The 14,623-nt window shown below is 67.1% G+C and carries 10 protein-coding genes and 1 pseudogene; 6 read left to right on the forward strand and 5 right to left on the reverse strand.

Annotated features, from left to right (window positions below):
• Positions 1–133: 133 nt before the first annotated feature.
• The 4 genes and pseudogenes from AC3ZI9_RS03580 to AC3ZI9_RS03595 all read left to right on the forward strand — a co-directional run.
• Positions 134–2,671, forward strand: a pseudogene (locus AC3ZI9_RS03580) (acetyl-CoA C-acetyltransferase); the annotation flags it as partial.
• Positions 2,669–3,343 carry a 3-hydroxyacyl-CoA dehydrogenase family protein gene (locus AC3ZI9_RS03585; RefSeq protein ID WP_444555074.1) on the forward strand — a complete coding sequence of 225 codons (675 nt, stop codon included), beginning with the start codon at positions 2,669–2,671 and terminating at the stop codon, positions 3,341–3,343. The pseudogene AC3ZI9_RS03580 and the gene AC3ZI9_RS03585, both read left to right, overlap by 3 nt.
• Positions 3,344–3,421: 78 nt before the next feature.
• Positions 3,422–3,802, forward strand: coding sequence for an ArsR/SmtB family transcription factor (locus AC3ZI9_RS03590; RefSeq protein WP_444555031.1), 381 nt, complete (start codon positions 3,422–3,424; stop codon positions 3,800–3,802).
• Positions 3,799–4,722 carry a cation diffusion facilitator family transporter gene (locus tag AC3ZI9_RS03595; RefSeq protein ID WP_444555032.1) on the forward strand — a complete coding sequence of 308 codons (924 nt, stop codon included), beginning with the start codon at positions 3,799–3,801 and terminating at the stop codon, positions 4,720–4,722. Before AC3ZI9_RS03590 ends, AC3ZI9_RS03595 begins: the two co-directional genes overlap by 4 nt.
• Before the next feature lie 27 nt (positions 4,723–4,749).
• On the opposite strand, the gene AC3ZI9_RS03600 is transcribed toward AC3ZI9_RS03595, so the two are convergent.
• From AC3ZI9_RS03600 to AC3ZI9_RS03610, 3 genes are read right to left on the reverse strand one after another with little or no spacing between them, the layout of a single operon-like run.
• Positions 4,750–8,100, reverse strand: coding sequence for an ATP-binding protein (locus AC3ZI9_RS03600; protein ID WP_489923844.1), 3,351 nt, complete (start codon positions 8,098–8,100; stop codon positions 4,750–4,752).
• A complete protein-coding gene (locus AC3ZI9_RS03605) occupies positions 8,097–8,918 on the reverse strand; it encodes a DUF4194 domain-containing protein (RefSeq protein WP_489923845.1) in 822 nt (273 codons plus the stop codon). Before AC3ZI9_RS03605 ends, AC3ZI9_RS03600 begins: the two co-directional genes overlap by 4 nt.
• Positions 8,915–10,372: a DUF3375 domain-containing protein gene (locus AC3ZI9_RS03610; RefSeq protein ID WP_444555035.1), complete on the reverse strand. Its 1,458-nt coding sequence runs from the start codon at positions 10,370–10,372 to the stop codon at positions 8,915–8,917. The genes AC3ZI9_RS03605 and AC3ZI9_RS03610 overlap by 4 nt, the downstream gene beginning before the upstream one ends.
• Before the next feature lie 240 nt (positions 10,373–10,612).
• Between AC3ZI9_RS03610 and AC3ZI9_RS03615 the strand changes: the two genes are divergently transcribed.
• Positions 10,613–11,959 carry a polysaccharide deacetylase family protein gene (locus AC3ZI9_RS03615; RefSeq protein WP_444566261.1) on the forward strand — a complete coding sequence of 449 codons (1,347 nt, stop codon included), beginning with the start codon at positions 10,613–10,615 and terminating at the stop codon, positions 11,957–11,959.
• A gap of 6 nt (positions 11,960–11,965) precedes the next feature.
• On the opposite strand, the gene AC3ZI9_RS03620 is transcribed toward AC3ZI9_RS03615, so the two are convergent.
• Positions 11,966–12,973 carry an aldo/keto reductase gene (locus AC3ZI9_RS03620; RefSeq protein ID WP_444566260.1) on the reverse strand — a complete coding sequence of 336 codons (1,008 nt, stop codon included), beginning with the start codon at positions 12,971–12,973 and terminating at the stop codon, positions 11,966–11,968.
• 67 nt (positions 12,974–13,040) lie between these two features.
• Positions 13,041–13,943 carry a dihydrodipicolinate synthase family protein gene (locus AC3ZI9_RS03625; protein WP_444555038.1) on the reverse strand — a complete coding sequence of 301 codons (903 nt, stop codon included), beginning with the start codon at positions 13,941–13,943 and terminating at the stop codon, positions 13,041–13,043.
• A gap of 118 nt (positions 13,944–14,061) precedes the next feature.
• Here AC3ZI9_RS03625 and AC3ZI9_RS03630 point away from each other — a divergent pair, with 118 nt between their 5' ends.
• A complete protein-coding gene (locus tag AC3ZI9_RS03630) occupies positions 14,062–14,565 on the forward strand; it encodes an SRPBCC family protein (protein WP_444555039.1) in 504 nt (167 codons plus the stop codon).
• Positions 14,566–14,623 lie beyond the last annotated feature (58 nt).

The following is a 14,623-nucleotide window of genomic DNA, read 5'->3' on the forward strand; positions in this document are numbered from 1 at the left end:
CGCCCCTTCGCCCTTCAACGTGAGGTACTGATGACCACACCACCCCAAGCACTCATCTACGATTCCATCCGTATCTCCCCGGGGAAAGGGCAAGCCGAGCGGGTCCCTCCACGAAGTGAAGCCGATCGATCTCGTGGTCGGGCTCATCGATGCCCTCAGGGAACGCCACCCGGGGATGGATACCCGACTCATCGACGATATCGTCCTTGGTTGTGTGAGCCCGGTGGGGGAGCAGGGGATGGATATCGCCCGGATCGCCGCCCTGAAGGCAGGGCTACCTTGGGAGGTCGCCGGCGTCCAACTCAACCGCTTCTGCGCCTCGGGGCTCGAGGCCGTGAACCAGGTGGCTGCCCGTGCCCGCGCCGGTTGGGAGGATCTGCTCATCGGCGGCGGCGTCGAATCGATGTCCAGGGTGCCGATGGCCTCCGACGGAGGGGCGTGGGCCATGGACCCGGCCACCGCACGGGCCACCAATTTCGTTCCCCAGGGAATTGGTGCCGATCTAAGTGCCACCTTGGAGGGCTTCGAGCGCTCCGAAGTGGACCGCTTCGCCGCGCAAAGCCATCATCGGGCCGCCACCGCGTGGAAGGAAGGTCGCTTTGATCGTTCGATCGTCCCGGTCCGTGATGTGAACGGGCTGACGATCCTTGACCATGATGAAACCATTGGACCCGGGACCAGCACGGAAACCTTGGCTCCGCTGAACCCCTCATTCGCGAAGCTAGGCGCTCAGGGCGGCTTCGATGCGGTAGCCCTCGAGCAATACGCCTCGGTCGATACGATCAATCACGTCCACCATGCGGGCAACTCCTCGGGAATCGTCGCTAGTGCTGCCCTGGTCCTGGTCGGAAACGAGAGCGCTGGCCAACGACACGGCCTCACCCCGCGGGCCCGGGTGGTCGCAACGGCGGTGACCGGTTCCGAACCGACCATCATGCTCACCGGCCCCACTCCTGCCTGTCGCAAGGCCCTCGACCGTGCCGGCATGACGGCCGGGGATATCGACCTCATCGAAGTCAACGAGGCTTTCGCAGCGGTACCGCTGAAACTCATGCGGGATATGGGCTGGAACGAAGAACAAGCGAATGTCAACGGGGGCGCCATCGCCATGGGTCACCCCCCCCTCGGGGCAACCGGCGCCATGATCCTGGGAACCCTGGTCGACGAACTTGAACGGCGTGAGCTCGAGCGTGGCCTCGCCACCCTCTGCGACGACGACGGAATCGTCACCCTGACCATGAACGACCCCGAGGCCTCGGTCAATACAATGAACGACGCCTACCAGGCCTCGATGGCCGAAACCGTCGAGATGCTGGAAGCGCAGCGGGAAGAGATCACCGGAGTCATCCTGACCAGCGCCAAGAAGACCTTCTTTGCCGGCGGGGACCTCGAAGCGATCTATCGGACCACTGCCGAAGACGCCGATAAACTCTTCGACCAGGCCCAAACCATCAAAGCCCAACTGCGGCGCCTCGAGCAGCTGGGAGTCCCGGTGGTGGCTGCGCTTAATGGCACGGCACTAGGCGGCGGACTAGAAATTGCGCTAGCCTGCCATCGCCGTATCGCGGTGAACAGCCCCGGAAACAAATTCGGCCTCCCCGAAGTAGGGCTGGGACTGCTGCCCGGCGGCGGAATCACCCGGATGGTGCGGATGCTGGGCATCCAGAAGGCGTTGATGGACTGGTTGCTCCAGGGTCAACAGCGTGACCCCGAGGCGGCACACCAGCAGGGTGTCGTGGATGAACTGGTCGACAGCCCCGAGGCACTGCTGCCCGCCGCTCGAGCCTGGATCCATAACCAGCAGCAGGAGGAGCCGAATACCCAACCCTGGGCGGCGAAGGGATACAAAATTCCCGGTGGAACCGCGGCATCGCCATCGATGGCCGCCATTCTTCCGTCCCTGCCTGCACTGCTGCGCCAACAGCTCAAGGGAGCAGACCTTCCGGCGCCCCGGGCGATCCTCAGCACGGCCGTGGAAGGGACGCTGGTTGACTTCGATACCGCATGCCGTATCGAGTCGCGGGCCTTCGCCAAACTCGTGGTTGGCCGCACGGCCAAGGCCATGATCCAGGCCTTCTTCTTCGACCAGCAGTCGATCGGTTCAGGCCGGCTCCGCCCGCAGGGGCCGAAGCCGCAGAAAGTCGGCACCGTCGCGATCCTCGGCGCCGGGATGATGGGCGCCGGGATCGCCTATTCCTGCGCTCGGGCAGGCATCGACGTGGTGCTGAAGGACGTCGATCAGGCGGGTGCCGAGAAGGGCAAGTCCCATGTCTCGGATGTGCTCGCCAGCCAGGTGTCCAAGGGGCGGCTGGACCAGGAATCGACGGATTCGATCCTGGCCCGAGTCCACCCGACGGGTCGGGCCGCAGACCTGGCGAGGGCAGAGGTGGTCATCGAGGGGGTCTTTGAGAACCTCGAGTTGAAATCCGCTGTCTTCGCTGAAGCCGAAACCGAGCTGCCCGCCGAGGCGCTGCTGTGCTCGAATACCTCGACGCTGCCCATCTCAACGCTGCAGGGCACGAGCGGACGCCCATAGGATTTCGTGGGGCTCCATTTCTTCTCCCCGGTGGAGAAGATGAAGCTGGTGGAGATCATCCGAGGAGACCAGACCTCGGATGCCACCGTCGCTCGGGCCTACGATCTGGTCCAGCAGATCCGGAAGATCCCGATCACCGTCGGGGACGGCCGTGGGTTCTATACCTCCAGGGTCTTCGGGACGCTGATCGTGGAGGCCACGGCATTACTGGAGGAGGGGGTGGATCCGCAGGTGATCGAACGTGCAGCCACCCAGGCGGGCTTCCCTGCCCCTCCGCTGGTTCTGCTGGACGAGGTCTCGCTGACGCTGGCCCAGCACACCCGGGCCGAAGAAGAAAAGGAATACGCGGCCGCCGGTGCGGTCCGCGAACCCGCAGCGGGGGAACGCCTCATTGACACGATGGTCGATGACTATGGCAGAAAAGGCCGCGCCGCAGGAGGCGGGTTCTACGACTATCCGACAGGCGGCGGCAAAACCTTGTGGCCGGGGCTCAGGGAACACTTCGCCCGCGGGACCGAGCTCGCCTCGAAGGACATCCAGGACCGCTACCTCTTCCGCATGGCGCTGGAGACGGCCCATTGCTTCGAGAATGGCGTCCTGACGGATACTGCCTCGGCAAATATCGGCTCGATCTTCGGGGTCGGGTTCCCCCCGGGGACCGGCGGGGCCGCCACCTTCATCACGAACCACGAAGGGGGCATCGCGGGCTTCGTGGCCCGGGCCGACGAGCTGGCCGACGCCTATGGTGAGCGCTTCCGCCCCCGGGACTGGTTGCGTTCCCGGGTGGGGATGGGGTCCCTGATCTGAGGTCCGCAGTCTTCCCGCCGGCTCCGGCAGGCGGGAAGGCCCCTCGCAATCAACGCTGGATACGGCTATCATCGTTATATGACGATGATAATGCGGAAGGGCGAACCGACGACGGGACCGCTGGCCCCGGCGGCGGCCCTGTTCCACGGGCTGGCCGATCCGACCCGATTGCTGATCCTGCGCCATCTGCGCACCGGGGAACATAAAGTCAGGGAACTGACCGAGCATCTGGGCCTGGCCCAGAGCACGGTCAGCGCACATCTGACCTGCCTGCGTGATTGCGGGCTGGTGTCGTCACGGCCGGTCGGCCGCGCCAGCATGTACTCGCTGGCCGAACCCGAGCACATCGACGTCCTGCTTCTCGCCGCCGAGACCCTGTTGGCCGACAGCGGCAACGAGGTCGCCCTGGCCGCCCACCATTGGCACGAGTCCCACCGCACCGGGCCGGAGTGCACATGAGTCATTCGCATTCCCACGACCACAGTGGCGGAGCCGTCGAGCACCGGCCCCGGCTGGCCATCGCGTTCGGGATCACCGCGGTCATTCTCATTGCCGAAGTCATCGGTGCGGTCGTCACCGGCTCGCTAGCCCTGCTCGTCGATGCCGCCCACATGCTCACGGACGCGGCCGGCCTGCTCATGGCCCTGACTGCGGCGACCCTCATGGGACGCCCGGCCACCGACCGGCGCACCTGGGGCTTCCGACGGGCTGAGGTGCTCTCGGCCACGGCCCAGTCCACGCTGCTGCTCGCCGTTGGACTCTATGCCATGATCGACGGCATCCGCCGGCTCTTCGCCCCGCCCGAGGTCGCGGCCACCGGGCTGCTGGTCTTCGGGATCGTCGGACTGGTCGGGAACATCATTGCGATCGTCGTGCTCAGCTCCGGACGCGGGGCGAACCTGAACATGCGCGCCGCCTTCCTGGAGGTCGTCAACGACGCCCTCGGCTCGGTGGCGGTGATCGTCGGCGCCATCGTCATCAGCACGACCGGGTGGATGCGCGCGGACGCACTGGCGGCCATGTTCATCAGTGCCCTGATCCTGCCCCGGGCGTTCCGGCTGCTGCGTGAGACGACGTCCATCCTGCTGGAATCGACCCCGCGCGGGTTGGACCTGGAGGAGGTCAGACGGCACCTGCTCTCCCAGGATCTAGTCCTTTCGGTCCACGATCTGCACGCCTCGCAGATCGCTACCGGCCTGCCGGTGCTCACCGCGCACGTCGTGGTCCATGAGGATGCCTTCCACGACGGTAGGGCCTCGAGCATGCTGGACTCGTTGCAGGACTGCGTGGCCGGGCACTTCGACGTGTCCATCGAGCACTCGACGTTCCAGATCGAAACCGAACGCCATGCCGAACACGAACAGCGCTTCCACCCGTAGCCGCCGGTCCGGGGCCGGCCCCACGGCTCAGCGCAGGATGATGTCCGTGGCCAGGGCGGGGGAGCGGCCGGTCTCGACGAAACCCGAGACGTTCGAGGCGGGATGCTTGATGATGTCCGAGACCGAACCCAGATGCAGGGCCAGATCGATCTTGTCCTCCGGGGCGGCCAGCAACAACTGGAAGCCGAACTCCTGCAGCGCGTTGATGCCGGCGGCGGCGTACTCCGCGTTGGCCTGGATGAACGCCTCGTCGATCATCACGGTCCCGTAGGTCGTGAAGCCCTGCAGGGCGAAGCCCAACTGGTAGGCCAAGGCGGCGCCCATGATGAACGAGGTGAAGCGTTGGCCCTCACCGCCGGAGAGCGTGCCCGGTTCCAACCCGTTTTCGATCTCACCGCCGGGCTTATGCTCGTTGCAGCTGATCCGCACATGTTGGCGCACGTCCAGAACGGTATCCCGCCAGGCTTGCCGTGCCGGATCGTCCAGGGCGTCCACCAGCTGCTCCAACGCCTTGTAGTTCGCACTCAATTCCTCCACCCCGCGGGAGCCGTAGGCGTTGCCGAGCGCCTCCTTGAGCGCGGTGCGGAAATCGCGGGCCTCTTCCGGGACGACCGTGGTGACTTCCAGACGCAGGTACGAGCCATGCTCGAAGGGGACATCGGCCAGGATCTGGTTCAACGGCAGGATGCGTTCACCGATCCCGCGGCGTTCCTCCTCCAATAGCTGCAGCAGATCCGAGAAGCGTTCGTAGGAACGGTTGGAGAAGTATTCGCGGAACTCCTCCTGGCGTTGCGGCAGCCCCTCCTGGACGATCGCCCGGTGCAGTGCCACATAGTGCGGGGCGCTTTCGATGCCGGTGCCGAAGGAGGCAGAGGTGGTCATGCCGAAGTCGCGGGCAAATTGGCGGAACGTCTCGGTGAGCGTGGCCTCGGTGGAGAAGACGAGTTCACGCACCTCCGTGGTGCGTTCGCCCAGATCCAGTGAGGTCGCCGACACCGCCGCATCCAGTTCGGCGAGGTCGAAGTCCTCGCCGGCCTCCAACCGGTGCATTGCCTCGGCCAGCAGCGGCTCGGCGCCCAGCTCTTCACGGGCCTGCGCCTCCGGGGCGGCCGCGGCGCTGGAGGCACGGGCCGCCTCGAGCTGGGTGCTCGCGGTCGCCGCCCGGGACTCGAGCGTCGCGGTCTGGTTGCGCAGTACCGCCAGCCGTCCGACGGCGGATTCCAGTTCGGTGCGGGCCGCCTCCAGGGCGGTGCGCAGCCCGGCCAGGTCGGTGCTGGAATCCATGGCCTCGGCGATCCGGGTCTCCAGCTCCTCGACGGCGGCGCCCTGGACCGAGGAATCCAGCGCGGAGAAGGGACGTTCGTCAGCGACCAGCTCGCGCAGCAGGGAGAGTTTGCGGGCCAGGGAATCCTTGGAACGGCTGCGTTCGGCGGCCAGCTCCTCGGCTTGGGCCCGGTCGGCGTCCAACTGGTCGACCTGGACGGTCAGTTCGGAGATCTTCTCCTCGTTAGTGAAGCCCAACAGGTAGTCCGAGGCCGCCACGGGCCGGGTATCGCGTTCGAAGGAACCGCGGCCGGATTTGATCGTCCCGGCCCGGGAGATCGCCCGTCGTTCGGCGTGCAGGTCGGCATCGGTGGCCACGCAGATGAAATCGTGGTCGGCGGCGATCTTGCGTTGCAACCACTGGCCGGCCTCGGATAGCTTGAACTCCAGCTTCGTCACCAGGGCCTGGTCGGCGGCGGTGGCCACCGGGTCCCCGTCGCGGCCGCCGGGGACGTGGGCCGAGAGGTCGATCCACCGCAACCTGCCATAGCCTTCCAACCGATCCGCCGCCACCGTCACCCGTTCGATGTCCTCGCCGCCGACCAACAGGGTGGTGGCCAGTGAGCGCAAGGCCTTCTCCGCCGCGGCGCGCCAGGGGCCGGCCCCGGGGGCCATGTCCATGAGCTCCCCGGCGAAGGGGAGGTCCTCGGCCGCGATCCCGGTTTCGGAGCAGATCCGGCGGCGGGCCGCCGCCGAGAGGCCGTCGATGTTCGAGCCCCTGCGGGCGTAGGAATCGATGTCCTGGCGCAGCTTCTGCGCCTTCTCGCGCGCCTCCATGGACGCGGCGATCGCCTCGTGTTCCATGGTGGTCGCATCCTTGGCCACCCCCTGCAGGGTTTCGGCGGTCACCGCCGCCTGGCGACGGGCCGCCTGCAGACCGGAAGCCGAGAACGTCAGCGCCACCCCGGCGTCGTGCATGCGGGTCTTCAGGGTGGAGGCGATCCCTTGGCGCTCGGCCAACCGTGAGCGGGCCGCCTCGAGTTCACGTTCAAGCGCCTGGACCGCCTGGCCTCCATGGGAGTCGTGTTGTTCGGTCAGTGAACGCACCCGTTCGGCCAGCACGGTCCGGGATTCGGAGACCTCGGAAATGGCGGTGCGGTTGGCCTTCAGTTCGGCGGCGATGGCGGCGGAGCGGGTGCCCAGCAGTTCGGCGGCCAGATGTTCGCGCAGCAGCGGCAATTGATGCCGCCCCAGGCCCTGGAGGTGGCGCAGGGATTCGGTGAGTTCCTGGTGGCGTCGATGCTGTTCGGGCACCAGCTCCAGGGCATCTCGTTGGGCGCGGGCCTCCTCGAGTTGGCGGTGGATCCCCCGCAGATGGGAGAAGTCCTCCACCGCGCCGGCAGCGGCCTTCAAGGTCGAGGGGACCTCCAGGACCTCATAGCGGAAGAATTGGTTGACCCCGCGGTCCAGGCCTTTGCCGTTCTGCAGGGTGCGCAGCAGCGAGAACGCCTTGTCGTTGTCGATACCCAGGCGCCGGCGGAACCGTTCGGCGAAGGTGCGGTGGACATCGAAGGCCTCGAACCCGGGGAGCACCTTCATCAGGGAGGACGGCGAGAACCTGCGGGAGCCGTGCTCTTCCAACGCCGCGGTATCCAGGGTGCCGTCCCCGATGACATAGTGCTTGCCGACCTGGCCCTCCAGGCCCTGGGCCGGAAGGTCGAACAGGACGGCGATGCAGGTCCGGGTCCCCAACCCGTCCTCGAAGGTCAGGGCCACGGCGCTCCAGGTGGCGCCGGGACGTTGATACAGGGTGCCGGTTTCGGTTGTGAAGCGACGTCCACGCATATAGGAGTAGGTGGTGCGCCGGTCCTTGCGGGTGGAGGCCTCATGGGCGGATTCGTTCAGTCGAGGGGCCGCATGGAAGATATGGCCGATTCCGTCGAACAGGGTGGACTTGCCGACGCCGGGGCGGCCGGTGAGCAAGGTGCCGTCGCGGTCCACATACAGTTCGTGCCGGCCGTGGAAGGTGCCCCAGTTGATGACCTGGATCGAGCACAGGCGCTGCTGTCCGGGGTTGATCGCCTCACCGAAGGGCAGGGTCTGGGAGATGGTCACTGGGCCGCCCCTTCGGGGTTGGTGGTGGTCACGGGGTCATCTTCGGCGTCGTCGTCGGGCTCCCCGGAGTCGTCCTCCGGGTCATCGGGGACGACGTCGGAATCCAGTTCCAGCGTCGGCTCCATCCCCTCGTCGGCGGCCCGGTCCAGGGACTGCAGATAGGCGGGGATCTCATCGATCGAATCGAAGGGCAGGGCCAGCGCCAGGGCCCCGGAGACCCGGTATTCGTGGTCGAGTTCGGTGGGCAGGATCAGTTTCAGGGCAGCCAGCCGGGCCAAGGAGGAATCGGTGAGCTCCTCGAGCCGCTTATCGTCCAGGGCCCCGGGATGGCGATGCTCCTCGAGGAGCTCCCGGGCCCCGGCGCGGGAGATCACCGGATCGGTTCCGGTGCCGGCATGACGGTCCAGCAGCAGCCGCAACCGCAGCGCCAACAGGGTCTCCTCGCGGCGCAGCGGCTTGCGGGGCACGATCGCGGTGGTGTGGACGGTCTGGGTCGGCACCGGTACGAGCAGGGCGATCTTCCGTTCGGGATCGATCTGCAGCTTCAGGAACAGCTCGGCGACGAAGGCGGAGATTTCCCGGCGTCGGTCCAGCACCAGTTGCCACAGCCGCGCATCGGCGCTCCCGTCCAGGTAGGGGCCGCGCAGCAAGCGGATCAGCGCCTGGCGCAGCGCCAACTCGAATCTGCCGGTGTCCCCGTCGAAGAGCTCTCCCTCGGCCCGGCGGCCCGAGGGGGTCGCGGTGTCCGGGGTCTGGTCGTCGTCCCCGGAGGCACCGTGGGGGGCGAGGGCGGGGGATTCGGGGTCCGGGTGGCTCATTCGGTGTCCTTCGCGAAGGTGATCACGGGCAGGTAGGCGGTGCGTTCGGAGCCGTCGACCTGGCTGAAGGTGATCGACTCGAATCTGGTGGTGTCCACGTCCCGTCCGGCGGTGCGGGCGGCCTCGATGAGGTAGCGGATGGTGTTCACATGGTGGTCCCTGGTCTCGAGCCCGGCGAACACGGAACCGAGGGTGAGGGGGCCCGCGGCGGAGTCCACCGCGGTGGCGATGGCCGTGTCGAGCCGGTCGGCATCGGCCTTCGGGGTGCTGGGGGTGCGTCGGATGTCGGCGCTGCTCATCGCCGGCGGTTCGGCGAGCTTCGGTGGGGCCACATGCTCCTGGGGGTCGAAGATCCCCAGGCCCGACAGGGTCGAGAAGGCCGGGGCGTACAGCTTCACCGCAGTGACCGGGGTCCGGGGGCCGAGTGCCTCGGAACCGGCGACCGCCAGTTCGGCGCTACGCACCGTCCGGCGCAGCAGGACCGAATCGCGGAATTCGTCGGACTGGACGAAGGCGTGCAGGGATTCCGAGAGCTTGCCATAGCTCGAATGCACTTCGGCGGCCTGGCGGCGCAGCTCACGCAGCAAGGTGGCCAGGGTATGGCGTTCCTGGGCGTTGAGGCCATCGACGAAATCACGTTCGAGTACTTCGTTGATGGCCTGGCGGAAGCGGTGTTGCCGGGTCGGATCGTTGAGGAACTCGGTGAACCCCCGGAACGTCTCGCCTTCGGCGGTGCTGCGCAGTTGCCTATCACCTTCCAAGACCCGGCCGACGGCCACGCCCTTGGCCACCGAGCCTTCCATGATCTCCCGTCTGACCTGGTGGAGCATATGCCGTACACCGTCGCGCATGCGCTTGAAGTCGGCCGGCAGGTTCGCCGCCAGATCCAGGATGCTGCGTGCCGCGGCCATGGCCCCGTCGGCCGGCAACACGGCCGGGGCGGCCCCGGAACGCAGGGCCCGGACCCGTTCGGTGCGTTCGGCGATCTCGGCTTCGAGCTGGCGGATCCGCGCCTCGGGGTCGGGATCGGTTTCATGGGCCAGGGACTCGATGCTGGTCAGCAGGGTGTTCAAGCGCGAGGAGTTCAAATTGGTCCCCGAGCCGGAGAAGCCTTCGAGGAAGGTCAGCACCCGGGCGGTATGGGCGGTCGGCTCGTAGACGAAGGAGCCATCGATCAGCGGCCGCGCCAGATATCCGGCCCGCACCCAGGAATCGGCGTACTGCTGGGCCTGCCAGGCGTCGTTGAGCGGTGTCCCGGCGGAGCGGAGATGCCGTAGGAAGGCCTGCAACGAGGCATGGAACGCCTCCAACCCCACGCGGGGACGGGCCTGGGTGAACTCGGCCCGCAGGAACGCGACCGTCCACGGCGTCGCCGAGAGCAGCTTCCAGGCGGGGGAGGACCTGAATTCCTGCTGGTCGGCCCACGTCGCAACGGCGGGTTCGATTGAAGGCATCTGCTACTTTCCGCCCCACACGGTGGGGGACGACGATGGACGGGTGATGGTCGAAAAGGAAGCCGCGGCAGCGCGACGAACGGCGTTCGCACCGTCGAGGGCCGGATGGTCATTCTAGGCCACAACCGACGTGTCGCGTGCGTCCGGATCAAAGGTCGGGGCTAGCGTGGAAGACAGCGGATGTTTGATCGCACCCCCGCCGGCCTTCGTCCGCTCGACGTGCTGAAAGAGGTAGCAATAATGTCCTCCGCCAGGAGAACACGCTCCACCGGTGCCCTGCTTCTGTCCTCCGCCCTGGCCGTTTCCCTGGGCCTGTCGGGCTGCGCCGCGGAATCCGGTGGCCAGGAAGGGCCTCCCGGAGGGGGCGCCTGGGCCTCCGGGCCGGGCCTGGCACCAGACGGCGGATCCGAGGGGCCCTCGGCAGCGGACCAGCGCGAGGCCGCGATCGATGAGGCCAGGACGGCGGCGGCGCACTACGACTACTCCACCGCCCTGGAACAGCTCGAGGATCTCGAGGGCGGGGACGTGTCCGATCTCATCGACAAGATCACCGCGCAGCAGAAGAAGGCGGTGACCTGGGAGGACAACTCGAAGATCTCCCACCTGTTCTTCCACTCGCTGATCGTTGACCCGAAGCGGGCCTTCGCCCCCGGACCCAGTGCGCAGGGATATGCCGACTACATGGTCACGGTCAAGGAATTCAAGGCCATCCTCGCCTCCGTGTACGACAAGGGCTATGTGCTGGTCAACCCGCACGACATCGCCCGCGAAAACGCCGACGGGGAGATGGAATACCGGCCGATCAAGTTGCCGCAGGGCAAGAAGCCGCTGGTCCTCTCCGAGGACGACGTCAGCTATTACGAATACATGGACGGCGACGGCTTCGCCACGAATCTGACCCTGGACGACGACGGGAACATCACCAACACCTACCAGGACCCCTCCGGCACGACGGTCCATGGGGACTACGACCTGCCCACGGTCGTGGACGCATTCGTCCGTGAGCACCCCGATTTCTCCTACCACGGCAGCAAGGGCATCCTCGGACTGACCGGCTACAACGGGGTGCTGGGCTACCGCACCAGCGAGATCGAATACGGGGATGACCCGGAGGTCGACGTGAAGGCACAGACCAGGAAGGCGAAGAAGGTCGCCGGGGCCCTGAAGGACGAGGGCTGGGTCTTCGCCTCCCATACCTGGGGCCACTCCAACGTCACGAATTCGACGATGGCGCGGCTGAAGGCCGACACGAGGAAATGGGACCAGGAAGTCAGCCCCATCCTGGGGGACACCGACCTGCTGATCTTCCCGTTCGGCGCCGACATGTCGGGCATCGCCGCGTATTCCGGGGCGAAGTACGAGCTGTTCAAGAAGGCGGGCTTCGATTTCTACTTCGGCATCGACGCCTCGACCCCCGCCTGGATGCAGCTCACCGACGACTATGTGCGCCAGGCCCGCATCAACGTGGACGGGTTGAGCATGAACGCGGCGCTGAAGGGCAAGCACCACGTCCTGGAGAAGTTCTTCGACGTGGAGGAGGTCATCGACCCGGCCCGGAGCCGGCACGCCCCGAAGGACGAGGAATAGGTCGGCTCAGGCCTGCGCGGCGGTGAACTCCTCGGTGTCGATGGTCCGCTGTTGACCGGGGTTGTACCGGGCGCCGTGGATGGTCTGCGAGTTGATGATCGTCCCGACCTCGGCGGCCGTGGCCTCATCGAGGGCGACGGAACCGGCGTCCAGATTCTCGTCGAGGTGCCCGGTGCTGGTGGTGCCGGGGATGGCATGGACGTGATCGCCCTGGGCCAGGATCCAGGCCAGCGCCAGCTGGGAGCAGGTGAGGCCCAGCCGTTCGGCGACCCGGCGGAAGGAATCGAGCAGTTGAAGGTTGGCCGGATAGTTCTCGGCGGTGAAACGCGGCAACACGTGGCGCAGGTCCTGCTCCGGGAGTTGGGAGGGATCGAGTAGCGTGCCGGCCAGGAAGCCCCGGGAGAGCGGGCTGAAGGCCACGAACGAGGTACCCAGCTCGCGGCAGGCATCCAGCACGCCCAGTTCGGAGTTCCGGGTGGCCAGCGAGTATTCGTTCTGCACGGCGGCGATCGGATGTTCGGTTGCCGCCCGGTAGAGGGTGGCCGTGGAGACCTCCGACAGGCCGATGGCCCCGATGGCCCCTTCGGCCACGAGGTCGGCCAGGGCGCCGACGCTTTCCTCCACCGGCACGTTCGGGTCCAGGCGGTGCAGGTAGTAGAGGTCGATGAAATCGGTGCCCAGCCGGTCCAACGAGGCCTCGGCTTGGGCCCTGATGGTTTCGGGTCGGCCGTCGATGCGTCCGCGTTCTCCCGGAGCCATGATCTCCAACCCGCACTTGCTGGCCAGGAAGTAGTCGTCACGGCGTTTTCCCAAGGCGGCGCCGACGAGTTCCTCGTTGCACCCCCTGCCGTACAGGGTGGCCGTGTCGAAATGGTCCACCCCCGCATCGAGGGCGTGACGCAGGAGCCTGGCGCCGTCGGCGTAGCTCGGGAAGTTCGAATACCCGTGGCTGAGGTTCATGCACCCCAGCCCCAGCGGGTTCACCGGGGAACCCGCCAAATTGCGCATTTTCATGCCCCCTTGTCTAGCACGAGTTACCCGGGAGTTCGAACCCTTGGTGCACAGGGGCGGTGCCGGATCGCTACAGCGGTTCGGACAGCTCCCCGAGCAGCCGGGCCAGGTCCCGCTGGCTGCTGCCGGGCAGGGGGAGCAGCGGGCGGCGTGGTTCCCCGGAATCGATGCCTGCCGCACGGGCCAGGGCGTGGAGGTTGCTGAGTTTGCGCAACGCATTGAATTCGCGCATCAACGGGGTGAGTTCCTCCTGCAGCCGGTTCGCTTCGACGATGTCCCCGTCGACCAGGGCGGCCCGCAGCGCCCCGAAGTGGGCCGGCAGCACCGAAGCCGGTCCGGAATGCCAGGCGTCGGCGGCGAAGCCCGCCTCGGCGATCAACGCGTCCCCGCTCATGCCGTGGCTGAAACCGGGGTGGACGCGGGAGGCCAAGGCCTCGTGGCGTTCGATGAAGGTCGCCAGATCGGCGGCCGTTTCCTTGATCGCCACGATCGTCGGCTCGGTGGCCAGCTCGGCGATGAGGTCCAGGGAGAAGGAGAAGTTGGTGGTCGCCGGGTTGGAATACAGGCAGATGGGCAGATCCGAGGCGGCGGCAACCAGCCGGCACTGGGTGGCGACCTCGTCGTCGTTCAGGGGCACATAGGACACGGTGGAAAGCAGCAGCCCGTCGACTCCTGCCGCCACGGCCGCCTCGACGTGGCGCATCAGTTCGGCGGTGGATACGGCGCTGACCCCTGCATGGACCGGCAGTGCTGGATTGACCTCGCGGACGGTCTCGACGGCGGTGGTGATCACCGCGGCGCGTTCGGCGGCGTCGAGGTAGGCGAAACTACCGGAGGAGCCCAGCACGACGATGGAATCGACCCCCGAAACCGCCAGCGTGGATAGATGACGGCGCAGGGCCGGATGATCGATCGCCCCGGAGTCGTCGAAGGGGGTGACGGGATAGGCAACGAGACCGTGGAATGCACTCATGGCCACACGCTAGCAGGGGCCGGTCGCGGTTTCGTCCAATTCGCGGCGCCGACGCGAGGAGGTACGCTCCGAACACGGTTGATGTTCAGCGGCCGGGCCAACGATCGGGAGGACCCGAATGAAGCGCACCATGCAGGTCAGCGACAGCGTCGACATCAAGGTCGACGCCGAGACGATCTGGACCCAGCTCGCCGACCCCGCCCAGATGCCCCGCTGGAGCCCGGAAAACACCGGGGCCACGACCCCCGCGGTGGGCCGTCCGCTGCAGGTGGGAGAGATCTTCGAGGGGACCAATCGTCGGGGGCGGGCCCGGTGGATCACCCGGTGCGTCGTCACGGCGTCGGACCCGGGGCGACGTTTCGCCTTCGACGTGGGCAGGATCGGTGTCCGTCGGCCGATGCTCCGCGGCAGGATCGCCAGTTGGGCCTACGACCTCGACGACGTTGACGGGGGCACCCGGGTCACCGAGACCTGGACCGATGGGAGGTCTAAATGGCCGGACTGGCTTGCCGGGGCCTTTGACCGCGCCGTCACCGGCGGCCAGCTTTTCGCGGAGTTCCAGCGCAAGAACATCCGTCGCACGCTGAACACGATGCGGGGCGAGTTCGAGCACGACGGCTGAGCCCGCAGGACCTGCCCGGCATCGGGGCGGCTGGCACGGTGAGGCTCCAGCCTTGCTG

The organism is Arthrobacter sp. AOP36-F1-5 (genome assembly GCF_058137995.1).